This is a genomic window from Streptomyces sp. NRRL B-24484, assembly GCF_000717715.1.
Taxonomy (GTDB): Bacteria; Actinomycetota; Actinomycetes; order Streptomycetales; family Streptomycetaceae; genus Kitasatospora.
This window is the reverse complement of sequence record NZ_JOAI01000054.1, coordinates 1-22,235: the sequence shown is the minus strand read 5'-3', so window position 1 is coordinate 22,235 and position 22,235 is coordinate 1. Positions and strand designations below refer to the sequence as shown.

The 22,235-nt window shown below is 74.1% G+C and carries 15 protein-coding genes and 5 pseudogenes; 7 read left to right on the top strand and 13 right to left on the bottom strand.

Translation table 11 applies throughout. The annotated features are described in order from the left end of the window. Positions 1 to 214 precede the first annotated feature (214 nt). Complete coding sequence (locus IE98_RS0135515) at positions 215 to 1,714, top strand: hypothetical protein (protein WP_052391421.1); 1,500 nt, start codon at positions 215 to 217, stop codon at positions 1,712 to 1,714. After that, on the top strand, positions 1,711 to 2,892 hold the full coding sequence (locus IE98_RS0135510; protein ID WP_030275981.1) for an ARPP-2 domain-containing protein: 1,182 nt from the start codon (positions 1,711 to 1,713) through the stop codon (positions 2,890 to 2,892). The genes IE98_RS0135515 and IE98_RS0135510 overlap by 4 nt, the downstream gene beginning before the upstream one ends. Here IE98_RS0135510 and IE98_RS0135505 read toward each other — a convergent pair. The 3 genes from IE98_RS0135505 to IE98_RS0135495 form a co-directional block, all read right to left on the bottom strand. Further along, positions 2,856 to 3,479, bottom strand: coding sequence for a hypothetical protein (locus IE98_RS0135505; RefSeq protein WP_030275979.1), 624 nt, complete (start codon positions 3,477 to 3,479; stop codon positions 2,856 to 2,858). The genes IE98_RS0135510 and IE98_RS0135505 overlap by 37 nt on opposite strands. Positions 3,480 to 3,639: 160 nt before the next feature. After that, positions 3,640 to 4,227, bottom strand: coding sequence for a hypothetical protein (locus tag IE98_RS0135500; RefSeq protein ID WP_030275977.1), 588 nt, complete (start codon positions 4,225 to 4,227; stop codon positions 3,640 to 3,642). Between the two features lie 106 nt (positions 4,228 to 4,333). Further along, positions 4,334 to 6,409, bottom strand: coding sequence for an RICIN domain-containing protein (locus tag IE98_RS0135495; protein ID WP_234443802.1), 2,076 nt, complete (start codon positions 6,407 to 6,409; stop codon positions 4,334 to 4,336). 234 nt (positions 6,410 to 6,643) lie between these two features. On the opposite strand from IE98_RS0135495, the gene IE98_RS0135490 reads away from it, so the two are divergent. Beyond that, positions 6,644 to 7,429 (top strand): arylamine N-acetyltransferase family protein, encoded by a 786-nt coding sequence (locus IE98_RS0135490; RefSeq protein WP_030275974.1) that lies wholly within the window; start codon positions 6,644 to 6,646, stop codon positions 7,427 to 7,429. Here the strand turns inward: IE98_RS0135490 and IE98_RS0135485 are convergent. After that, complete coding sequence (locus IE98_RS0135485; RefSeq protein WP_030275972.1) at positions 7,398 to 8,144, bottom strand: class I SAM-dependent methyltransferase; 747 nt, start codon at positions 8,142 to 8,144, stop codon at positions 7,398 to 7,400. The genes IE98_RS0135490 and IE98_RS0135485 overlap by 32 nt on opposite strands. A gap of 165 nt (positions 8,145 to 8,309) precedes the next feature. Here IE98_RS0135485 and IE98_RS0135480 point away from each other — a divergent pair, with 165 nt between their 5' ends. Next, positions 8,310 to 9,815, top strand: coding sequence for an SDR family NAD(P)-dependent oxidoreductase (locus IE98_RS0135480; RefSeq protein WP_052391420.1), 1,506 nt, complete (start codon positions 8,310 to 8,312; stop codon positions 9,813 to 9,815). Next, positions 9,812 to 10,285 carry an NUDIX domain-containing protein gene (locus IE98_RS0135475; protein ID WP_052391419.1) on the top strand — a complete coding sequence of 158 codons (474 nt, stop codon included), beginning with the start codon at positions 9,812 to 9,814 and terminating at the stop codon, positions 10,283 to 10,285. The genes IE98_RS0135480 and IE98_RS0135475 overlap by 4 nt, the downstream gene beginning before the upstream one ends. Positions 10,286 to 10,419: 134 nt before the next feature. Here the strand turns inward: IE98_RS0135475 and IE98_RS52400 are convergent, their stop codons facing one another. The 3 genes and pseudogenes from IE98_RS52400 to IE98_RS52705 all read right to left on the bottom strand — a co-directional run. Then, entirely contained in the window at positions 10,420 to 11,787 is a 1,368-nt protein-coding gene (locus IE98_RS52400) for a pectate lyase (protein WP_106976801.1), read from the bottom strand. Between the two features lie 183 nt (positions 11,788 to 11,970). Beyond that, positions 11,971 to 12,900 (bottom strand): annotated as a pseudogene (locus IE98_RS52710) (pectinesterase family protein); the annotation flags it as partial. Between the two features lie 48 nt (positions 12,901 to 12,948). Continuing rightward, positions 12,949 to 14,307 (bottom strand): annotated as a pseudogene (locus IE98_RS52705) (pectate lyase family protein); the annotation flags it as partial. Positions 14,308 to 14,575: 268 nt separating this feature from the next. On the opposite strand from IE98_RS52705, the gene IE98_RS0135460 reads away from it, so the two are divergent. Further along, positions 14,576 to 14,926 carry an STAS domain-containing protein gene (locus IE98_RS0135460; protein ID WP_052391418.1) on the top strand — a complete coding sequence of 117 codons (351 nt, stop codon included), beginning with the start codon at positions 14,576 to 14,578 and terminating at the stop codon, positions 14,924 to 14,926. Positions 14,927 to 14,938: 12 nt separating this feature from the next. On the opposite strand, the gene IE98_RS0135455 is transcribed toward IE98_RS0135460, so the two are convergent. Then, entirely contained in the window at positions 14,939 to 16,660 is a 1,722-nt protein-coding gene (locus tag IE98_RS0135455; protein ID WP_030275961.1) for a GAF domain-containing protein, read from the bottom strand. A gap of 333 nt (positions 16,661 to 16,993) precedes the next feature. Here IE98_RS0135455 and IE98_RS47205 point away from each other — a divergent pair, with 333 nt between their 5' ends. Continuing rightward, on the top strand, positions 16,994 to 17,641 hold the full coding sequence (locus IE98_RS47205; RefSeq protein WP_106976800.1) for a universal stress protein: 648 nt from the start codon (positions 16,994 to 16,996) through the stop codon (positions 17,639 to 17,641). On the opposite strand, the pseudogene IE98_RS43615 reads toward IE98_RS47205, so the two are convergent. From IE98_RS43615 to IE98_RS43610, 5 genes and pseudogenes are all read right to left on the bottom strand, one after another. Beyond that, positions 17,640 to 19,410, bottom strand: a pseudogene (locus IE98_RS43615) (amino acid transporter); the annotation flags it as partial. The gene IE98_RS47205 and the pseudogene IE98_RS43615 overlap by 2 nt on opposite strands. Positions 19,411 to 19,727: 317 nt before the next feature. Beyond that, positions 19,728 to 20,861 (bottom strand): serine hydrolase domain-containing protein, encoded by a 1,134-nt coding sequence (locus tag IE98_RS0135445; RefSeq protein ID WP_030275960.1) that lies wholly within the window; start codon positions 20,859 to 20,861, stop codon positions 19,728 to 19,730. A 116-nt stretch (positions 20,862 to 20,977) separates the two neighbouring features. Beyond that, positions 20,978 to 21,649 carry a DUF4097 family beta strand repeat-containing protein gene (locus tag IE98_RS0135440; RefSeq protein ID WP_030275959.1) on the bottom strand — a complete coding sequence of 224 codons (672 nt, stop codon included), beginning with the start codon at positions 21,647 to 21,649 and terminating at the stop codon, positions 20,978 to 20,980. 231 nt (positions 21,650 to 21,880) lie between these two features. Beyond that, positions 21,881 to 21,988 (bottom strand): annotated as a pseudogene (locus IE98_RS48540) (potassium-transporting ATPase subunit C); the annotation flags it as partial. A 21-nt stretch (positions 21,989 to 22,009) separates the two neighbouring features. Next, a pseudogene (locus IE98_RS43610) lies at positions 22,010 to 22,235 on the bottom strand (potassium-transporting ATPase subunit B); the annotation flags it as partial.

The window sequence follows — 22,235 nt, the reverse complement described above, 5'->3', positions numbered from 1 at the left end:
TTCTCTTGTAGATCCATGTCGGTACACCGTCAATACAAGCGGCGGAACTTGCTGACGAATAGTCAGCAGCGGCTGCGCCGACCGGTCTGCTACCGTCGTGCGGCGGTCGGCCGCGGGACTCCGGTGCGACTTCCGGAAGGCGCCTCTACAGCGATGATTCGCAGTTCGTGCCCCCATTCCCCGGCCGGCCCGCCACACCGACGGGGGCTGAACGATGGAGACGCCGGGCGATCTGGTCGCCGCCGAGGACGTGCTGCTGTTCGTGAACGCGGCCGTCACGGCCACCGGCCAGCGCGAGTTCCACACCGACGCGGCCGAACAGCGGCTCTCGCTGGACTTCCTGCACGCCTACATGCTCGGCAACTACCGCGACCTGTACGCGGCGGTGCTCGCCCTCGACGTCAACGACCACAACGCGGCGATGATCGTCCGTCGGCTGCTGGAGACCTCGCGGGAGGCCGCCGACGCGCAGCGCCACACCGAGGGGCGGCTGATCGCGCGGCGCCTCGCGCTGATGGCACCGCAGCGGGTGTACCGGCTCTTCGGCGAGCTGCGCCGGGCCGGGGTCAACAACCGGCGCACCCGCGCGGTCGTCCGGGACTGGATCGCGGCGCGGCCCGACCCGGCGCTGGACGCGGTGAAGTACCGCGGCGGCTTCCGCGCGGCACTGCGCCACACCCACCTGGCGCCGCCCGGACCGGAGTTGGGCGACTTCGCGTTCGGCGGGGAGAAGTCCCGGCAGGGCCGCTCCTTCGACTCGCCGCTGCTGGACGCCTGGCGGCGGGCGCACTACCAGAAGTCGGCGGTGTACGAGCTGCCGTACACCGTGGCCGAGGGCTTCGCGGCGAAGCACGGGATCCCGCGGGCGGTCTTCCTGGAGCGGATCGCGCCCCGGATGACCCGGCTGGAGCGGCTGCGGCTGCAGGAGTCGGCGCGCGCGGCGGGGGCCGGCGCCGTCGCGGTGGACCTCGCGCGGATGCCGCTGACCCGGCTGGCCGGGTACGTCCTCGCCCTGCCGGTCGAGCAGCGGCGCGCCCGGCGGGCCGAGCTGACGGCGGCCCTGGAGGCCGCGGCCCGGCGCACGGCGGGTGCCCGGCAGGGCACCTGGGGCCGGGTGGCCGCGGTGCTGGACGACAGCTTCTCGTCCTACGGCTCGGGGCAGAAGCGGCGGCGTCCGCTGGCGGTGGCGCTGGCCTGCCACCACCTGCTGGCGGTGCTGGCCGCGGAGTACGTCCCGCTCTGGACCTCCGGCCGCCGTGACGCGCTGCTGGCCCGGCCCTCCGGGGCGACACCGCTCGGCCGGCGCGTCCTGGACGCCCTGGAGACCGCCCCGGAGCAGCTGGTGATCGTCTCGGACGGCTGGGACAACGCACCGCCGGGCCTCGCCGCCGAGGTGCTGCGGGTGTGGCGCACCCGGCTGGATCCGGCCGGGGCGACCCGGATCGTGCACCTCAACCCGGCCTGGGACGCGGACGGCTTCGACGTGCGCCGCCTCGCCCCGGGCGTGCCGACCGCCGGCATCCGGGACGCCGAGGACCTGGTGCCGCTGGTCGGCATCGCCCGGTTCGCCGAGGGCCGGACGGGCCTGCCCGAGCTGAACGCGCACCTGGCCGAGCGGATCGCCGCCTTCCTGGCCGCCGGGCCGCGAACCGGCGGCGCGGCGGGCACCGAAGGGGAACAGGACGGCGGGCAGGACGGGGAGGCGGGCGCGTGAGCGGGCTGGACCTGACGGGCCTGGCCACCGGGCCGGCCCAGGTGTGGGGCGGGGTGCGCCTGGTGCCCCTGCTGCGCGCCGAGCCGGTCACCGACCTGCGGCTGCACCGGCGGGTGTACGGGGACGCGTACGCCCCGGTCGAGGTCGACCGCCGCACCCGCTACCTGTCCTACGTGCCGCACGGCTTCGTCGCGGAGTGGACGGACGACGGCTCCGCGGCCGCCTACGGCACCTCGCTCGGCGAGCGGGTGCCGGAGCGCGTGCCGGTGCGCCCGCACCACCGCCTGGCCCGCCGGGAGGGCTCGAACCGGTTGCGGTTCCTGCCGCTGCACCTGGCACTGGAGGGGTACCTCGCGCTGCACTTCGGCGGGCCGTCGGTGCTCTGGGCGGAGTGGTCGCAGCGGGCCGTGCGCGCCGGGCTGTCGCCGCGCGCCGAGGAGGCGTACCGCGGTGCGGAGGTCCGCGGGCTGGCGGACGCGCTGCGGGTGTTCGAGATCCACCGCGGGCAGTGCGGGGTGCTGGTGTACGTCGCGGACGCGCTGGCGGCGGCGTTCGCGGTGCCGCACCCGGAGGACTACCGGGCGCTGCACGCGACGCTGGTGCACGACCTGTTCGGCGAGCTGGTCCACCACTACGGCCTGCTGTCGGCGCCGGTGCCGGAGTTCCGGGCGGGCATCCCCGGCCCGGGGATCCGGTCCCTGGCCGATCTGCGGGCGGCGGTGGACGGGCAGGAGCGGGCCTGGGCGGAGTTCCACGACGGCACGATGGCGGCGGGCCTGCTGACGGCCCCCGTCCGGAGCAGCACGGTGTACCGGGCGGGCCGGTTCACCCTCGGCCGGTTCCTGCCGGAGTTCCGGCCGGGCGCGGAGAACCACATCGGCGAGACGATCACCGACGGGGACGGCCGGATCGCCTACCTGAAGACCTTCCGGCTGTCGGAGGCGCAGGTCCGCCGGGGGTTCCTGCTGGACACCCTGGCCGCACACGACTGGCACCTGGGCTCGGCGGCCGCCGCGCTGAACGCCACCGAGGCGCAGCTGGGTCTGCGGCTGGAGGCGGCGGGCTTCGGGGCGCTGCTGCGGCAGGACGTCCTGGACGGGTACCGCAAGCGGGCACGTGCGGGCGGGGACGGCGGCGCGGTTCAGCCGGCGGCGAGCCGGCGGCCCTCGTCGAAGTAGCGGGTGAGGGCGTCGGCGCCGCCGAGTTCGCGGACGGTGCGGGCGGCCCCGAAGGGGGCGTTCCAGAACTCGCCGGTGCGCGGGGTGTGCGGGCCGATGTAGGCGTACGGCTCGGGCTGGTAGGAGTCCCCGGCGGAGACCCCGTAGTTGACCGCGTCGACGGTGATGCCGATGTCGAAGTGCTCGGGCCAGAGCACCGGTTCCGCGTCCGGGGCGAGGCGGCGCAGGGCGGTGTCGGCGGCACCGAAGCAGTGGGCGATCCACTGGGCGGCCTGCGCGTCGGCGTCGACCGGGTCGTCGGGGGCCGTGCCGGAGCCGTCGTGGTAGAGGCCCTGCGGCGGGCCGGGTTCGAGGCCGACGGCGGCGGCGAGGGCGGCGCAGCTGGTCCGCCGGAGGGTGAGGCGGTGTCCGGGTGCCATCAGCTGGTCCCCGATGACCTGGAGGAAGGGTTCGGCACTGGTGGCGAAGCCGCCCGGGTAGGCCCGCAGCCGGATGGTGCCGCTCGCCCGGTACTGCGGCCCGGCGAGGACCGTCTCGGCGACGGCGTGCAGGGCCCGGCGGGTGCGGACGACCGTGTCGATGTCCATGTCTTCATGGTGGCCTGCACCGGCGGGGACGGCACAACCCGTCGTCCGTGGCCAGGTGTCGACAGGTCGACGAGGCGACTTGTCGCCTCTGCCGGGCCGCCGGGCGCCGGTGACCTGCGGAAGCGGACGGCCGCCCCGGCCGGGGCGGGCCGTGCGCGGCTCAGTGCCCGGCGCGGCGGCGGCGGAGCAGCAGGGCCCCGCCGGCCGCCGTGACGGCCAGCACGGCGACGACCACCGCCATCCAGGTCCAGGCGCTGTCGGCCTCGGCGGCGGCCGAGGTGCTGCGGATCGGCCCGGCGGAGGCGCTCGGTGCGGGGGCGCTCGGTGCGGGGGCGGTGCCGACCGGGGCCACCGGTCCGCTGCTGGGTGCGGTGCCGGGGACGGCGGTGACGTCGATCTCCGCCTCGCCGCGGCCGAGCGCGGGGAAGCCCGACTCGACGACCACCTTCCAGTGGCCGGGCGGCAGTTGGCGGGCGGTGGTGTAGGTGCCGGGCTTGCCGGCGACCGCGACCAGCTGCCAGGGGCCGACCGCGCGGCCGTCCCGGTCGGTGGCGCTCAGCGTTCCGGCGATCTTCTCGTCGACCGGGTCGTGGTCGTTCTCCCAGGTGGCGACGGCGGTGAGATGTCCGTCGACCAGGCTGGAGACGGTGAAGGCGATGGTGTCGCCGTGGGCACCGGCGGGCTGGGCCGTGCCGAGCACGGTCAGGCCGGTGAGGGCGGCGGCGGTGGCGAGGGTGCGCAGGCGCATGGGGGTGGCTCCTGGTCTGGCCGGCGGGCGGGAGCGCCCGGGGGACGGGACGGCCCGGTGGGGCGGGAGGGCCGACTCCCGCCCCACCGGGCTCAGGGGCGCCTCGTCAGGAGGCGGCCTGGATGGTCCAGTTCTGGTAGGACTGGCCGCTGGGCTGCTGCAGTTCCAGCAGCCAGCCGCCGTAGTACCAGCGCTTGCTGGTGCCGAGGACGAGCGAGGAGCCCTTGGCGGTCAGCGCGTAGCCGCTGCCGGCCGAGGCGATCTTCCACTGCTGGCTGTCGGCGGACGAGCAGGGCTGCTGCATCACGTACTGGCCGGCGACGGCCTGGCCGCCGATCTGCAGGCACTTGTCGGAGCGCGCGGAGCGGATCTTCAGGTAGCCGTCGCCGGCGTCCTCGAACAGCCACTGCTGGTTGGAGTAGCCGTGCCGCTGGTAGCCGATGAGCACGGCGCCGTCGCGGGTGGAGCCGCCCCACATGTCGGCGGCCTGGCCGGTGAGGCTGTTGATCATCAGGTAGCGGGTGCCGGGCTTGGTCGGCGTCGGGCCGGCCGCCTTGGTGGTGCGGAAGGCGGTGGTGCGGCCGGGCTTGGCGGTCTTGCCGGACTTGTCCTTGACCGCGACGGCGACCTTGTACTCGGTGTCGGGCTTGAGGTTGACCAGGCGGACGACGCTGGAGGTGACGGTCGCGATGGAACGGCCGTTGACCTGGAGGTCGTAACCGGAGGCGTCGGCCACCGCCGTCCAGCTGAGCACCGCCGAGTTGGTGGTGATCTGGCCGACCGTCACCTTGGGACCGGTGGTCGAGGTCGGGCTGGGGCTCGGGGTGGGCGTCGAGTCGGTCGGGCTCGGGCTCGGCGTCGGCGACTTGGTCGGGGTCGGCGTGGTCGGGCTCGGCGTCGGCGACTTGGTCGGGGTCGGCGTCGGGTTGGGGTTCGGGTTGCTGCCGCCGTTCGCGAACAGGAACTGGTTGTTCGCGATGTTCCAGTGCGTGGTCAGGTAGCTGCCCGGCTGCGGGTCGGTGTTGAAGTAGTCGTCGTGGTTGCAGTCGAGGCGGTCGTCCTCGGCCCGGTTCGGGCAGAGGGTCTGCATCTTCGGGTAGTACGGCGAGTCGGAGTAGCACATGATGTCCCACTCGTCGACGCAGTGCGCGCCCTTGCTGGTGTGCGGGGCGCTGTTGTTGACGGCGCCGAGGTTGTGGCCGAGCTCGTGGGCGGCGGTGGAACCGCCCCAGCAGCCGTTGTCGGTGCGGCCGTAGGACGGGCCGAAGTTGGACAGGTTGTCCTGGCCGGGGCGCTCGTCACCGTTGAAGGTGCCGATGCCGCAGTACACGTTGGCGTCCGCGAAGACCATGTACTTGCGGTCCTTGCGGTTGAAGCCCTGGGCGGCGAGCGCCTTGTTGCTGGCGCCGAACTCCTGCAGGGAGGCCGCGGACAGCTCGACGTTCAGCACCGAGACGCTGCAGTCGGCCTCGGTGACGAAGCGGATGTGCCGGACGCCGCCGGTCTCCTCGGCGCTCGCGTTGTAGATGGTGTCGGTGTCCGACGCCCACTTCTTGAACGAGGCGAGGTACTGGGCGAAGCGGTCGTTGCCCGGCGCGTGGACGTACATCACCTGCACGCGGTTACCGGTCGAACCGTCGCCCTCGCAGACCACCTTGGAGCCTTCGGCCGCGGCCCCCGCTCCGGCCGAGGGGGTGCCGGCGGGTGCGGCGGAGCCGCCGAGGGCCTTGCCGGACTGCAGGTCCAGCACGGGCGGCGCGTCGCTCAGCAGGTCGGCGGCGGACGGCGCGGCGGCCGCGGTCGGGGTGAGGTCCGCGGGCTTCTCGGTGGTCGCGACCACCGGGGCGGTGCTCTTGTGCACGTCGACGCCGCGCGGCGGGGCGTCCGGGCCGTGGGTGCACAGGCCCTGGTCGTTGACCTTGTAGACGCCGACGCACTTGTCGCCGCTGGCGGCGGGCACCAGGCCGCCGTAGACCATGCCGCGGGTCGGGTCGTCCTTGGGTATGGAGGTGACCGGGGAGGGCGCCTCGTTGTGGAGCGGACCGGACGCCGGCGAGGGCTCCACCTCCTGCGCGATCACCGCGTCGGCGGAGGTGCGGAGCGGCTTGTCGCCCTCCAGCGCGGAGCCGATGGTGACGGCTCCCGCGATGAGTCCCGCGGTGATGGCGGTTGCGGTGAACATCAGTCCACGGCGATTGCGGCGCCGGTGCGACGACGCTTTCCTGTGTGACATGTGTCTCTCCTCGTCGGCCCTCGGTGGGGTGTGGTGCTTGCCGACACCTGGGAGATCCGTGGGACGGGAGGGGATAACAGGAATCCCAAACATTTTTTCGCGGTTGTTTTCCGACGGGACGTCAGGACCACGACGATCGGCCCGGTTGACGGGCCGTCCGAGTACGGAGGAAGAGGGGGACCGGTGGACGCACGACAGGTGGCCGCCTACCTGGACCGGATCGGCCTGCCGCGGCCGAAGCGCGCGGACGCGGCGGCGCTGCGCGCCCTGCAGCTGGCGCACCTGCACGCCGTGCCGTTCGAGACGCTGAGCGTGGCCCGCGGCGAGCCGATCGTACTGACCGAACGGGCACTCTGGGAGAAGCTCGTGGAGCGCCGCCGCGGCGGCTTCTGCTACGAGCTCAACGGCGCCTTCGCGGCTCTGCTCACCGCGCTCGGCCACCGGGTGGAGCTGCTCTCGGCACGGGTGTTCGGCCGCGACGGCCGGCCCGGGCCGCCCTTCGACCACATGGCGCTGCGGGTCGAGCTGGACGAGCCCTGGCTGGTGGACGTCGGCTTCGGCCGGTTCAGCCACCACCCGCTGCGGCTGGACGAGCGCGGCGGGCAGCCCGACCCGGCCGGCCTGTTCACCGTCGCCGGGCACGGCACCGAGCTGGACGTGCTGATGGACGGCGAGCCGCAGTACCGGCTGGACCCGCGGCCGTACGCACTGGCGGACTTCGCCCCGACCTGCTGGTGGCAGGCGACCTCGCCGGAGTCGCACTTCACCCGGTCGACCACCTGCTCACGGCTGACCGGCGGGGGCAGGATCACCCTCGCCGGCACCCGGCTGATCCGCACCGGGACGGACGGCTCGCGCAGCGAGCAGCAGCTGACCGAGGAGCAGGCGCTCGCCGCCCACCGCGAGCACTTCGGGATCGAGCTGGACGCGCTGCCGGTCAGCGCACCGCTGCGACCAGGGCGTCACTGACCGAGCGCCAGGCCACCCCGGCCTCGCGGAAGCCGGCCCCGGTCAGCCGGGCGGTGTGCCACTCGGCGGGGTGGCTGTCGCCGTCGGCGTGGTCGCCGTGGATCGCAAAGCGGGCGGCGACGGCGTCGGCGAGCGCCGGGTCGGCGGCGGCCTCCCGCCACCAGCCGGCCCAGTCGAGGACGCCCTCGGCCCGCTCGCGTTCCCGCCGGGCACGCTGCCGGGCCTCGTCGGCGGCGTTCAGCAGCGGGGTGTCCGACTGCGGCATGTGGTCGGCGTTGGCGAACAGGCCGCCGGGCCGGACCAGCCGGGCGAGGTCGCCGTACAGGCGCACCAGGACGTCGGTGCCGAGCCAGTGCAGTGCGGTCGAGGTCAGGACCGCGTCGAAGGGGCCGCCCTGCGGCAGCCGCCCCGTCCAGCCGGGGTCGTTCAGGTCGGCGGTGACGAGGGTGAGTCGCGGCTCACCGGCGAAGTGGCCGCGGGCGATCGCCAGCAGCGCGGGGTCGACGTCCACGCCGACCGAGGTCGCCCCCGGCAGGCGGGCGAGCAGCCGCTCGCTGATCGAGCCGGTGCCGCAGGCCAGGTCGAGGACGCGCGGCGCGGGCCCGGCCACCGCCTCGACCAGGTCGAGCATCACCCGGAACCGCTCCTCTCGGTCGGGCAGGTACCACGCCTGCTGGCGGTCCCAGCTGCGCTGCCAGTCGTGCCAGGTCGTCATGCCCCGCTCCCGTCCGTAACGGCCGTGTACCGCGTCCGGCTCTTACGCTAGCTAGCTCTGGTAACCATCACAAGCCACTTTCAGATATTACTTTTCGCTCCGGCTCGGCAGGCTCCCGTAGCATTCGCCGGTACAGGCGGCACACCGAGGGAAGCAGCAGCAGGCATGACGGCGGGCCCGGACACCCAGACCCAGATCCAGCAGGACGACGAGCAGGACATCGACTTCGGTCGGGGCATCGACCCCGAGCGTCTGGCCCTGTGCCTGGACGTGCTCGCCGAACTCGACGACCTGCACGTGGACCACCCGGACGCGATCACCGTCCGCAGGGCGGTCGGCGGCATCTTCCGCACGCTCAAGCAGCGCCGCCGCCAGGAGACCCGCGCCCGCAAGACCGCCAACGACCGGCTGGTCACCTCGCGGACGGCGACCGGCGCACCCGGCCGGATCGACGACGAGACGGCCGGCGCCTTCGGCCTCACCACCGAGACCACCACCGAGATCGCCGGGATACTCGAGCGCCCCCGCTCCTGCTACACCTGCAAGCAGCGGTACGTCGAGGTCGACGCGTTCTACCACCAGCTGTGCCGCAACTGCGCGGCCCTCAACCACGCCCGCCGCGGCGCCCGCGCCGACCTCACCGGGCGGCGCGCCCTGCTCACCGGCGGCCGCGCCAAGATCGGCATGTACATCGCGCTCTGCCTGCTGCGGGACGGCGCGCACACCACCGTCACCACGCGCTTCCCCAACGACGCGATCCGCCGCTTCAAGGCGATGCCGGACAGCGACCGGTGGATCCACCGGCTGAAGATCGTCGGCATCGACCTGCGCGACCCGGCGCAGGTCATGGCGCTGGCCGACGAGGTCATCGCGGACGGGCCGCTGGACATCCTGATCAACAACGCGGCGCAGACCGTCCGCCGCCCGCCGGAGTCGTACCGCGAGCTGGTGGCCGCCGAGACGGCCCCGCTGCCGGCCGGCGAGCTTCCCCCGTCGACCGTGATCGGGCGCTTCGGCAGCGGCAGCGTGGACCTCCCTGCGCTGCCCGGTCAGGCCTCCGGCGAGATCGAGCGGATCAGCGCCGAGGACGTCACCGCGCTCGCCCTGGTCACCGGCTCCGCCTCGCCGGCCCGGATCCAGGCCGGCACCGCCATCGACGCCGGCGGCCTCGTCCCGGACCTCGCCTCCACCAACAGCTGGGTGCAGACCGTCGAGGAGGTCGGCCCGATGGAGCTGCTGGAGGTGCAGCTCTGCAACTCCACCGCGCCGTTCATCCTGATCAGTCGGCTGCGGTCGGCGATGGCCGCCTCCCCCGCCCGGCGCAAGTACATCGTCAACGTCTCCGCCATGGAGGGCGTGTTCAGCCGCGGCTACAAGGGCGCCGGCCACCCGCACACCAACATGGCCAAGGCCGCGCTGAACATGCTCACCCGCACCAGCGCGGAGGAGATGTTCCAGACCGACGGCATCCTGATGACCAGCGTCGACACCGGCTGGATCACCGACGAGCGGCCGCACCCCGACAAGATGCGGCTGCACGAGGAGGGCTTCCACGCCCCGCTCGACCTGGTCGACGGCGCGGCGCGGGTCTACGACCCGATCGTCCGCGGCGAGCTCGGCGAGGACCTGTACGGCTGCTTCCTCAAGGACTACTCCAAGGCCGCCTGGTGACCGGCGCGCCCGGCGGCGGTCGGCCCGGCGGCGGGCCGATCATCGGTGCGGGGGTCATCGTGCCCACCACCGACGGCCGGGTGCTGATCGGGCGGCGCACCACGGCGGGCGAGCCGCCTACCTGGAGCCTGCCCGGCGGCAAGGTCGACGGCACCGGCGAGTCCTTCGAGGAGGCCGCCGCCCGTGAACTCGCCGAGGAGACCGGGATCGTGCTGCCGGCGGCCGAGATGCGGGTGCTGGCCGTCCTGCTCGACCACGAGCTCGGCCGGCCCCGGCTGACCGCGGCCGTCCTCGCCCCGCCCAGCGACGCCGCGGCCGTCGTCACCGAGCCGCACGCCTGTGCCGGCTGGGAGCGGCTGCCGGTGGACGCGCTGCCCGAGCCGATGTTCCACCCGTCCGGGCTGGTGCTGGCCCTCTGGCTGCCCGGCTACCCGGGCCCGGCCGGCGCGCACGTCTACCCGCTCGTCTGAGCCCCGCTCCCCCGGGCGGCTCCTGCCGGCCGGCCGGCCCGGGGCCGCCCCGGCCGCCGCGGATGCGCCGAACGCGTCCGTGCGGCCGCCGGGGCGGGCCCGCTGGTCAGGGCCCGTTGGTCAGGGCCGGTAGGTCAGGGCCGGTAGGTCACGTCGCCGGGCGTGTAGCGGCAGTTGGTGCCGTCCGGGCCGCTGCCCGCCTCCTTGGGTTCGCCCGAGGTGACGCCGGTGTAGCGCTGGCAGACGGTGATCTTCCGGCTGCTGTCGCCGACCACGGTGAGCCGGGTGATCGTCGCGGTGTCGCCCAGGTTGGCGTTGATGCCGACGATCTTCTTGCCGGGCGCGGTGGCGATCACGTTGTCGATCACCACGTGGCGGGGGTACTGCGTCTTGCAGTTGCCGCAGGAGCGGTAGAGCTTGCCGAAGTCCTCCACCCGGAAGTTCTTGACGACGAAGGTGCCGGGGCCGTTGTGCTGGAAGACCTTGTCCGCGGCACCGCGCGCACCGCCGCCGTCCACGGTCATCACCTGGGAGGCGGAGGTGCCCTTGAAGGTGGCGGCGTCCTCGCCGACGTTCTCCCACCAGACGTTGCGCAGGGTGCAGCTGCCGCTGCAGTGCACGCCGTCGGCGGCCGGGTCGCCGAGGATCACGTTCTGCAGCACCGCGCCGTCGGCGAGTTCGAACATGGCGGGCTGGTTCTCGGACTGGCTGCCACTGCCCAGCGCGCCCTTGCCGACGTAGCGGCGGCCACCGCCGTCGAAGAGCACAGCGACCTTCTTGGTGGCGGTCAGCGGCACGTCGGCGCCCTGCGGGGTCGGCCAGGCCGGGATCGCCGTGCCGGTGCCGCCGGTCGCGGTGGCGGTCGGGGCGGGCGTGGCCGTCGCGGTGGGCTTGGCGGTGGCGGTCGGCTTCGGGGAGGCCGTGGCGGTCGGGGTGCCGGCGGTCGGGGTCGGGGTGCCAGCGGCGGCCTTGAAGGTCCAGCGCTTGGCGGGGGCCGAGTCGCAGGAGTTCTGCTGCACCGGCGTGCCCGCGGCGGTCGAACCGTCCTTCACGGCCAGGCACTTGCCGCTGGCGGCGTTGACGACCCGGTGGCCGCCCTCGACCGCCGTCAGGGTCCAGCGCTGGGAGGTGGCCGCCGGGTCGCAGGCCTCGGTCTGCACCGCGGCGCCCGCGCCCGTCCTGGCGTCCCGGACGCCCGCGCAGCGGCCGGTGGCGGCGTCGACCAGCCGGTACCCGCTGCCGTCGGCGGTCAGCCGCCAGGTCTCGCCGCCCGCACCGCAGTTCTGCTGGGTGAGCTGGGCGCCGGTGGCGGCCGCGGGTGCCTGCAGGCAGAGTCCGCCCGCCGCGCTCACCAGGGTGTAGGCGGACCCGGCCGCGGGGGCGGGGGCGGCGGCGTCCGCCCCCGCCCACAGACCGCCCGCGATGCCGGCGGTCAGCAGTGCGGCCGCACCGCCGAGGGCCGCGATCCTGCCGCGCTTGGGGCGTATCGCTCGCTTGCTCACGTGTCATGACTCCTTGGCGACTACCGGTACGGGGAGGGGACGGCCCCGCGTCACGGGGGCCGTCCCGACAGCGGGCCGACGGTCCGTCGCCCTGCTGTCCGACTCCCTGTTGCCGCCGCCCGCCGGGAGGTTGCCGCGGGCGGCGGACTTTCTTCCGGACGATGTCCGGGCCTGAACCGCGGGTCAGCCGACCGGGTTCCAGCCGTCGGTGCCGGCCAGGTAGGCGCGGGCCGTGCGGGTGGCGGCCTGCGCGGCGGTCAGCTGCGGACGGTCGGCGGCGACCCCGGCCCCGGGGCCGGAGTTGGCGTACTCGGCGAAGCGGGCGGACCGCCAGGAGTACCCGTGCATGTCCGTCCACGGCGCGCTCTTCACCGCCGCGGGCAGCACGGTGTTGCGGACGACGAACTGCCCGACCGCGGTCGGCCCGGTGCGCCAGGGCCTGCCGAGGTGGAAGGTGCCGGGCGCGGCGGTGCTGCTGATCGTGCTGTCGGTGACGAGGATCCCGTACGGCTTCGCGGCGTCGGTGTTGGGCGCGGCGAGGTAGCCGTTGCTGCCGCCGGCGGCCGCGCCGCGGTCCCGCAGGGTGATGTTCACGTGGTCGTAGACGGCGGTCGCGTTGCCGAACAGGAAGTCCACGTCGCCGGCGACGAAGCAGTGACGGAAGTACTGCCGGTACTGGCCGGTGGCGGTGGGCGCCCAGTTGAGCACGGTGTCCTGGTGGCCGATGAAGCGGGAGTTCAGGTACTGCTGGCGGTCGCCGCGGGCGGCGAGGGCGACGGCCTGGGTGGCCGTGGTGCCGGGGTGGGCGGACCGCTCGAAGGTGTTCTGCACGGTGAGGCCGGTGACGGTGGTGCCGTCGGCGGAGACGGTGAGGGTGGCGCTGCCCTCGGTGCCGTAGGTGCCGCCGCCGGGCTTCGGGCTGCCGGCCGCGTTGTCGTACGCGAGGACGACGTCCTCGGCGTTGCCGGTGGCGCCCTTCAGCGTCAGGCCCTTCTTGGCGGCCGGGACGTTCACCGTCCCGCGGTAGGTGCCGCGGGCGATCAGCACGGTGTCCCCGGGGCCGGCGGCGTCGACCGCGGACTGCACCGTGCGGTGCGCGGCGGAACCGTCCGCGGCGACCGTCACGACGCGGCCGGTGGCCGGGGCGGCGGAGCCGTTCTCGGTGAGCACGCCGGCACCGGCCTGCTGCGGCAGCCGGTCCGGCAGCGCGGCGGCGGGCTCCAGCCCGGCGGAGAGGACGGGCCGCCAGGAGACGGTCGGCCTGATCTTCTTGGTGTTGACGGCGTTGTACGCGGCGACCAGGTCGACCGCCGTGCCGTCGACCAGGTTGCCGCTGCCCGCGAACGCTCCGGTGCCGTCGCCGCTGAGCAGCTGGGAGGCCTTCCGGTCGGCCGACAGCCGCCAGTGGTTGTTCTGCGCCACGATCTGCGCACCGGCCCGGGAGTTGACGCTGTAGCTGTGCGCGTAGCCGTCGCGCGGCGCGGTGTCGTAGTAGTTGTCGTAGAGGTGGATCTGCCCGACCCGGGCGAGCGGGGCGCGCTGCACGACGCCCTGGAAGACGTTGTGGTGCAGGGTGACCCGCAGTCCGGTGTCCTTGTCGCTGCTGCCGATCAGCATCGTCTTGTCGTGGTCGCCGAAGCGGTTGTAGGAGGCGGTGACCAGGTCCGAGCCGTTGGTGATGTCCAGCGCGCCGTCGTGGACCTGGTACTCGCGGCCGAACCGGGTCGGATCGGCCGCGTCGAGGTGCGGCGCGTCGGAGAAGGTGTCGTGGTCGATCCAGACGTGCGTGGCACCGCGCAGCGAGACGGCGTCGTAGGCCGAGTTCCAGTTGCCGGTCGGGCCGTCTGTCGGGTCCCACTGCGGGAAGCAGTCGCGGACGTCGGTGAGGGCGAGGTTGCGGACGATCACGTCCTGGGCGTTCTTCACCGTCAGGTTGCCGCCGGTGATCCCGGCGCCGGTGCCCGGCACGCCGACGATCGTGGTGTGCGAGGGGACGGTGAGGACGACCCGGGCGGCCTGCCTGGCCTGCGCGGCCCGGCGGGCGTCCTCCTGACCGCCGGAGGGCAGCCTCGTCCGGCCCCAGACCGCGGGATCGTAGGCCTTGGCGTACGCGGCCTCCGAATAGCCCGTGCCGGCCGCGTAGTCGGCGCAGCCGAGCGCCCTGCCGGCGTCGTCGGCGTTGGCGTCGATCACGCCCTTCACCCGGACGATCCGGGGCGCGCCCGCGGGTCCGGCGGCCAGCGCCTTCGCCAGCTCGGCGCGGGTGGCGACGGTGAAGGTGTGCGCGGCGTCGGCCGCCCGGCCGCCGGTGGTGCCGGCGCCCTCGGCCGCCCAGCCGTCCTGTGCGGGCAGCACGGCGTGGCCGAGGTCGGCGGCCGCCGCGGCGGGCGTGCTGCCGGTGGACGCCCCGGCGCTCAGGGCGAACGGCACGGCCCCCAGCGCGAGGACGGCCGCCACGCCGGCCCCGGCGAGGGCGAGCCTGCGGCGGCCGGCGGGACGGCGGTGCGGGGAGTCGGACATGGCTGTCTCCGAAGGTGAGGAGGTGTGTCTGCCTCCCGGTTGCCGCCGCCCGGCGGAAGGTTGCCGCCGTTCTTCCGCCGCCGCGGGCTCGACCGGCGGCTGACCCGTGCCGGACGACGGCGGCCGGCCGCCGTCATCCGGGACCTTCGGCCCTCCCCCGGCGGGCACGGATCTGATGGAGTGTCAGCCGCCCTGCTGCCGGAAGGGTTTGCGAGGACCCCCGACGGCGGCAGGGCACCGTACGCTCCGCACCGCACTGGAGGCCTCCTTGCCCGCTCCCGCTCCGCACACCGAGGCCGCGATCGCCTCGGTCCGCCGCCAGTCCCCCGGCCGCCGCACCGTGGTGGCCCTGCGCGGCGAGCTCGACCTGCACTCGGCCGGCCGCCTGGAACCCAGGCTGCTGCCGCTGTTGGAGCGGGGCGGCGGCGAGCTGGTGCTCGACCTGGCGGCGGTGACCTTCTGCGACAGCTCCGGCGTCGAACTCTTCCTGCGGCTGAACGGCCGCTGCGCCGCGGACGCCTCGGTGGTACTGCAGGGCATCCCCCGCCAGCCGTCCCGGGTGATCCGGCTGCTGGGCGCCGACCGGGCGCTGCGCTGCGAGTTCGGCCTCACCCCGTAGACGGGCGCGGGGTCAGCCCAGGACGAGCGGCGCCGACCACACCAGACGCGTGCCGCCGTCCTGCGGGGCGGACAGGTCGAAGGCGCCGCCCACGCCCCGGGCCCGCTCCGCGAGGTTCCGCAGTCCGCTGCGCCGGCCCTGCTCGGGAATGCCCACGCCGTCGTCCTGCACGGTGAGCACGACCTGCTTGCCGGTCGCCTGCAGCACCACCTCGACCCGGCCCGCCCCGGCGTGCCGGGCCGCGTTGCTGAGCGCCTCGCCGAGCACGGCCACCACCTCGTCCGCGAGCCGCAGCGGCACGTCGGTGTCGAGCAGGCCCTCCATGCTGAGCCGCGGGGCGAAGCCGAGGGCCGACTGGGCCTCCCCCACCGCGGCGACCACCCGCGACCGCAGCCCCTGTCGGGAGTCCTCGCGGGCACGCAGCCCGAAGATGGTCGACCTGATGATCTTGATGGTCTCGTCGAGGTCGGCGACCGCCCGCAGCACCCGGTCGGAGGCGCCGGTGTGCTCGATCACCCGGGCAGCGCTCTGCAGCGTCATACCGGTCGCGAACAGCCGCTGGATGGCCAGGTCGTGCAGGTCGCGGGCGATCCGGTCGCGGTCCTCCAGCATCGCCAACTGCTCGGCGTCGCGGCGGCGTTCGGCCAGCTCCAGGGCGAGTGCCGCCTGGTCGGCGAAGCCGGAGAGCGGGCCCGTCTCACGGTCGGTGAAGGCGGCCTCGCCCGTCCGCCGGGCGAGCAGCAGCACGCCCTGGATGTCGCCCTCCTGACGGCCGATCGGCACGGCCACGGCCGGCCCGAGGCCGCGGTACCCGGTCGGGCCGCCCGCCGGTCCGCCCGCCTGCCCGCCGTCGGTCCGCTGCTCACCCGCCAGAGCCGTCGTGCTCACCGGGTGGCCGACGGTGACCGCCCGGCCGGGCAGCGAACCGTCCAGCGGCAGCAGCCGGCCCAGCCGGGCCGCGGTGTCACCGCCGAGGGCGAGTTCGACGCGCAGCGCCTGGCCGTCCCCGGTCGGGGCGGACATGTCGGCGAGTTCGGCGCCGGTGATGGCCATCGCCCGCTGGGCGATCAGCTCGACGACGTGCGCGCGGGAGGTACCGGAGAGCAGACTGCGGGTGATCTCGGCGCTCACCGCCAGCCAGCGCTGCTGGCGCTGCGCCTCCTCGTAGAGCCGGGCGTTGTCGATCGCGACCCCGGCGGCCACGGCCAGGGTGGAGATGACGGACTCGTCGTCGGCGTCGAAGCCCTCGCCGTTGCGCTTGTCGGTGAGGTAGAGGTTGCCGAAGACCTCGTCGCGGACCCGGACGGGCACGCCGAGGAAGGTCCGCATCACGGGGTGGTGCGCGGGGCAGCCGTGCGAGGCGGGGTGGGCGGCGAGGTCCTGCAGCCGGAGCGCCTCGGGCCGGCGGATCAGCTCGCCGAGGATGCCCTTGCCGGTCGGGTACGGGCCGATGTGGGCGATGTCCTCCGCGCCGAGCCCGACGGTGAGGAACTGCGAGAGCGTCTCGCCGTCCGGGCCGATCACCCCCAGGGCCGCGTACTTGGCGTCGACGAGGACGGCGGCCGCCTCGACGATCCGCCGCAGCACGTGGGTGAGGTCGAGTTCGCGGCCGACGGAGAGCACCGCCTCCAGCAGGCTGTGCACGCGGTCCCGGGTGCCGCGGGCGGCGTCGATCCGGGCCTGCAGTTCCTCCAGCAGCTCGTCCAGCCTCAACTGCGGGATCCGCGCCCTCATCGCGTCCTCGCCCACCGGGTCTCCTCACCCTTCGCCACCGGAGGATCGATTCTTGCAGACACAGCGGGTACTGACGGGCCGTCCGCGCGAGACCGCGGGACGGCGCGTCGGGGTCACGGCGGCAGGCTGCCGCTCCCGGTCGGCGGACGCCGTGCCGGAGCGGCCCACGTGGGAGGAGTCCGGTCGGACGGCCCGGGCCACGGGGCGGCGGCCAGGTGGAGCGTGTCGGGTCGTGCCGGAGCTGCGGACGGGGCACGGTGAGGACGGGACGGACCGAACGGCACACGCAGGGGGCGTGACGAGCGGGCCGCCGGGGTCCGCACCTCCGAATACATGCCCATCGATCCGCCGTCCCCGCACCGGTCCGCGCGGGCGCACTCCGACGCCCTGCTCCCGGCTGGCCGCGCCGGGCGTCGAGATCCCGTCAGGGATCGGGCCGCGGCCGTCAGGATCGCGTCAACCGCGGGCGTCGCGGCCCGCCGGGGGCGTCCCATTGGAGGTGCGGGGGCTGTCGAAGGAGGCGCATCGGTCATGGCCGGAGCAGTACGGGTGGTGGTGGGCCTGGACGGATCGCCGGAGAGCCTCGCCGCGCTGGAGCGGGCCGTCCGGGAGGCGGGCCGGCGGGAGGCCGTCCTGGTGGCGGTCTCCACCTGGGTCGGGCCGGCGCGGCGTCCCCGGTCGGGCGCGGAGCGGTCGGCGCGGCGGCGCGTGGACGAGTCCTTCGCCCGGGTCACCGGCGGGTACCCGGCCGGTCTGGTGATCCGTCCTGCCGTGGTCCGGGGCGGGCTCGGTGCGGCGCTGGTCGCGGCCGCCGCGCCGGGTGACCTGATCGTGGTCGGCGAGGGCGGGAGCCGCCTCGCCCGGCTGCTGCACGCCTCGCCGGCCGCGCTCTGCCGGGCCCGGGCGCGCTGCCCGGTCCTCGCCGTACGCCTGCCGCGCCGGATGTCCGGTCCCGTGCCGGCCCGGGCCGCCGCGGCCTGACCCGCGGCCGGCGAGCAGGCGGGGCGACCTCGCCCTGGCCGAACAGGAAGAACCGCAGGAACTGGGCGAACGGGTTGCCCTCGGTCCACTCGAAGTAGATGTGCGGCTGCTGCCCGGTCGAGTCGCGGACGTGCAGCAGCAGCGCGGCCAGCGCGTTGGGGACGCTGGAGTGCTCCAGGGTGAGCACCCGGAAGCGGTCGTGCAGCACCGCGCCGTGCACCCGCAGTTCGGCCTCGAAGTCGGACGGGTCCCGGACGGTCACCTCGACGAAGACCAGGCCGTCCTCGGTGGGGATGGCGTTGTCCGTGCGGATCTGGTGCAGCTTGTCGCGGTACTCGGCGAGGTCGCGGCGGTGCGGCTCGTTGGCGATCAGCCGGATCTCCCGGTGCGTGGCATCGCGGACGAACCGGTCGGCCAGGGTGTCGAACACGACGTCGGTGACCCGCAGTTCGAAGGCGCGGGCGAGCCGGGAGGCGAGCGAGATCAGCACGATCGCCGCGATGAAGCAGGCACCGATCTTCACGCCGTCGGGCCGTTCGGCGATGTTCGCGCCCGTGGTGTAGAGGAAGACCGCGGCGATCACCGCGAAGCCGATCGTCCAGCGGTGCTGGCCGGCCCGGCGGGCTGCGATGGTGACGGCCACGGCGGCCGAGCTGATCAGCACGAGGACGCCGGTCGCGTACGCGCCGCCCTGCTTGTCGACGCTCGCGTCGAAGATCCAGGTGACCAGGAAGGCGACCGCGGTCAGCACCAGGACGGTCGGGCGGACGGCCCGCGCCCAGTGCGGGGCCATGCCGTAGCGCGGCAGGTAGCGCGGCATCAGGTTGAGCATGCCGGCCATCGCCGAGGCGCCGGCGAACCAGAGGATGGCGATGGTGGAGATGTCGTAGACGGTGCCGAAGGCGGTGCCGAGGTACTCGTGGGCGAGGTAGGCGAGGGCCCGGCCGTTGGCTGCCCCGCCCGGCTGGAAGGCGGGGGCGGGGATCAGCAGGGTGGTGATGAAGCTACTGGTGATCAGGAAGACGCTCATGATCACGGCGGCGGTGGTGAGCAGCTTTCTCGAAGCCGGAGAGGCCGAGCGCGAGCTTCGGGAAGACGATCAGCGAGACGCCGATCATCGCGACCACGTTGCCGTGCTCGGCGGTCAGCGCGTGCGTCCAGTCGGTGATCAGGTCGGGGTCGGCGAGCACCTTCACCAGGCCGGTCGCCACCACCACCACGTTCAGCGCCAGGTAGACGGCGACCAGGACCACCGCGACGCCGATGGCCTCGCCGAACCCCTTGAGGAAGACGGCGCCGAGCAGGGCGATCAGCAGCAGCGTGATCAGCACCTCGCGGCCCTGCAGACTGCTGGTCAGGTGCGGGTTCTCGACCATGTGGGCGGTCGCGTCGGCGGCGGAGAGCGTGATCGTGATGAGGAAGTCGGTGGCGGCGAAGCCCAGCAGCGCCAGCACGAACAGCTTGCCCTGCCAGAAGCTCAGCAGCCGTTCCAGCATGGCGATCGAGCCCTCGCCGTGCGGGCTCTCCTTCGCCACCCGGCGGTACACCGGCAGTGCACCGCACAGGGTGACGAGGACGAGCACGATGGTCGCCAGCGGGGAGACCACGCCGGCCGCGAGGGCCGCGATGCCGGGCTGGTAGCCGAGGGTCGAGAAGTAGTCCAGGCCCGTCAGGCACATGACGCGCCACCAGCGCTGGCCGTGTCCCTCGGGGAGTTCCGCGTGCGGGCCGGGGTGCTGCTTGGCGGTGTCCGCCATGCCCTCGAGCATCCAGGCGCGGAACCGCACCCGTCTGGACGGTGCCGCGCCCTGGCCCGACGGAACAGAGACCACCGTTGCACTCCCGTCAGCACAAGGGCACCGGACCGGACCGGCGGAGGACCAGGCCAGCGTAAGTGACCCCCTCCCCCATACCCGGGAAGCCGCCCCGCACCGTCGCCCCCGGCCCGCCCGCCGCACCCCGATCGGCGCCTCGTCGCGGGGGACGGTCACCGACGGCGACGGGCGGCGTCGAGCGGACGGTCACCCTCCCGGGGCCGGGAGTCGGCCAGCCGCCTCAAGCCAGTTATTTACATATTTACACTCTTTCAGGGGTGGAGCGGATCCGGCGCGGCCCGCCCACTGCCGAACACCGTCCTGATGAGCCTGTCCAGCGCCGCCGGGAACGCCTGTGCCGGGTCGACGGCGGCGTCGCCGGTGGTCAGTCCGGCGGTGAGGGTCCTGCTGCCGTCGGGGCTGGCGATCATCAGCGCGCCGTATCCCCCGGGGGCCCCGCCGTTGTGGTGGACGACGGTACCGCCGTCCGGGCCGAGGTCCTGCACGAACAGCCCGAGGCCGTAGCCGAGCACGCCGTGCGGTGTGCGCATCTCCGCCAGCAGCGGGGCGGGCAGAAGCTCGCCGCGCAGCAGCGCGGAGACGAACGCGTGGAGGTCCCGCGTACTGGAGATCATGTCGCCGGCGCCGGTCAGCAGGCTGAGGTTCTGGCGGGTGACGTCGACGACCTTCCACTGGTCGCCGTCCTGGTAGCGGTAGTAGCCGTGGGCGTGCGGCACGGGCAGGTCCGGCGAGTCGCCGGGCACCGCGGTGTCGGTCAGCCCGAGCGGCCCGAGGATCCGCAGCCGCATCTGCTCGGCGTACGGGCGCCCGGCGACCTCCTCGATCAGCAGCACGGCCAGGGTGTAGTTGGTGTTGGAGTAGCTCTGGTCCGTCCCGGGCTCGAACCGCGCCGGCTTCGCCAGGGCGAACCGGACGAGTTCCTCCGGCCGGTAGGTGCGGAACCGGTTGTCCACCCACGGCTTGCCCACCGCGGGGAGGCCCGGCACGAAGGTCCCGTCGGGGCCGAGGTCGCCGGTGTACCCGGCCAGCCCGCTGGTGTGCCGGAGCAGCATCCGCACGGTGATCCGGCCGTCCAGTCCGAGGTCGGGCAGGTGGTCGGCCACCGGGTCGTCCAGCCCGAGCGACCGGTCCGCGACCAGCTGGAGCACCAGGGTCGCGACGAAGGTCTTGGTGGTGCTGCCGACCCAGAACCGCCCGTCCACCGGTGGCGGTTCCGCCTCCCCGAGCTTGCGCACCCCGGCGGTGCCGGACCACGCGCCCCGCTCGTCGTGCACCCGCATCTGCACCCCGGCGAACCCGGCGTCGACGAAGTCCTGGACGGCCTGCTGCAGATCCGGACGGTCCTGCCCGGCCGGGTTCTCGGCGGTGCGCAGGGATTCACTCATGGTCGTCTCCTCGTCTCGTGACGGAACGTCTGGGGTACGGCTTCGTACGGATTCGCCCGCCGCGCCGCGGGAGGTGCCGTGCACCTCCCGCGGTCCGGCCGGCCGGTCGGCGGTGTTCAGAGGCTGCGGGCGGTGATGTCGCCGTGCGTGGTGGTGGCGCGGACGGTGACGGCGGCGCCGGCGCCGTCGGTGTTCTTCAGGGCGTTGGTGATCCGGCCGAAGGCGGTGCCGGCGTCCAGCGAGGCGGAGACCCCGCGGGCGACGCCGACCTCGATCCGGCCGGACCCGGTGCGCAGCGCGAGGGCTCCGCGGACGGCCTCGGCGATGCGGAGGTCGCCCTGCTGGGTGCTGATCTCGGCGGGGCCGGTGAGGCGGCCGACCGTGACGTCGCCGGACTGGAGGGTGAGGCGGGCCGCCGACGCCTCGTCGAGTTCGACCGGGCCCTGGGCGATCTCGACGGTGACCTCGCCGAGCCGCCCGGTGCTGCGGAAGTCGGCGGCGGCGCCCTTCGCGTCGACCCGGGAGCCGGCGGGCAGGTGGACGGTCACCTCGACGGAGCCGGAGGTGCCCAGGATCCGGTTCTTCGCCGCGGGCGCCTCGATCCGCAGCACTCCGTCGCGGTGGGAGACCTCGATCAGCTCGGCCGCCTTCACGTCGCGGCCCTTCGAGGCGTCCGCGGGCAGCACCTCGACGACGGTGTCCGTGCGGTCGGCGGCGGCGACCCGGACGCGGCCCGCGGGGACGTCCAGGACGACGGCGACCGGGGCGGGGGTGTTGAACGTGTGCATCGTGCTCTCCTCGACTGGCCCTGATGGTTTCTGACATCGGAAACGCTACGTTGCATTCCAAGTCACGGCAACCAAGTCGTTGCATCAAATACCTATATCAGCAGGTCAACACCGATAAATCGTTGCAAAAGTCGAAGATCTAACGCAACGTCACGCCCGACAAGCGTTGCAATGAAGGAGCGTGAACGCTACTCCCCGTCCGGGCCGCCCGGCGCCGCCGCCGGGCTGTCGTCACCCGAGGCCGCTCAGGGCCCTGTTGAGCAGGACGACGTTGACGCCGGCCTGGCCGAGGAAGCCGAGCGAGCGGCCCTCGGTGTACCTGCCGATCAGCCGGTCGAGCTGCTCGGTTGGCGTGACCTCTCAGCTCAGGCCGGGGACGAACCGGACGACCAGGTCGATCGCCTTGATTCCGATGAACGGGACGACCAGGCCGCCCACGCCGTAGAGCCCGAGGTTCCGGGCCAGCAACGAGCTCGCGTTCGACGGCCGGTACTTGACGCCGCGCAGGGCGAGCGGGATCAGGCCGACGATGACCAGGGCGTTGAAGACGATCGCGGAGGTGATCGCGGACTCGGGGCTGTGCAGG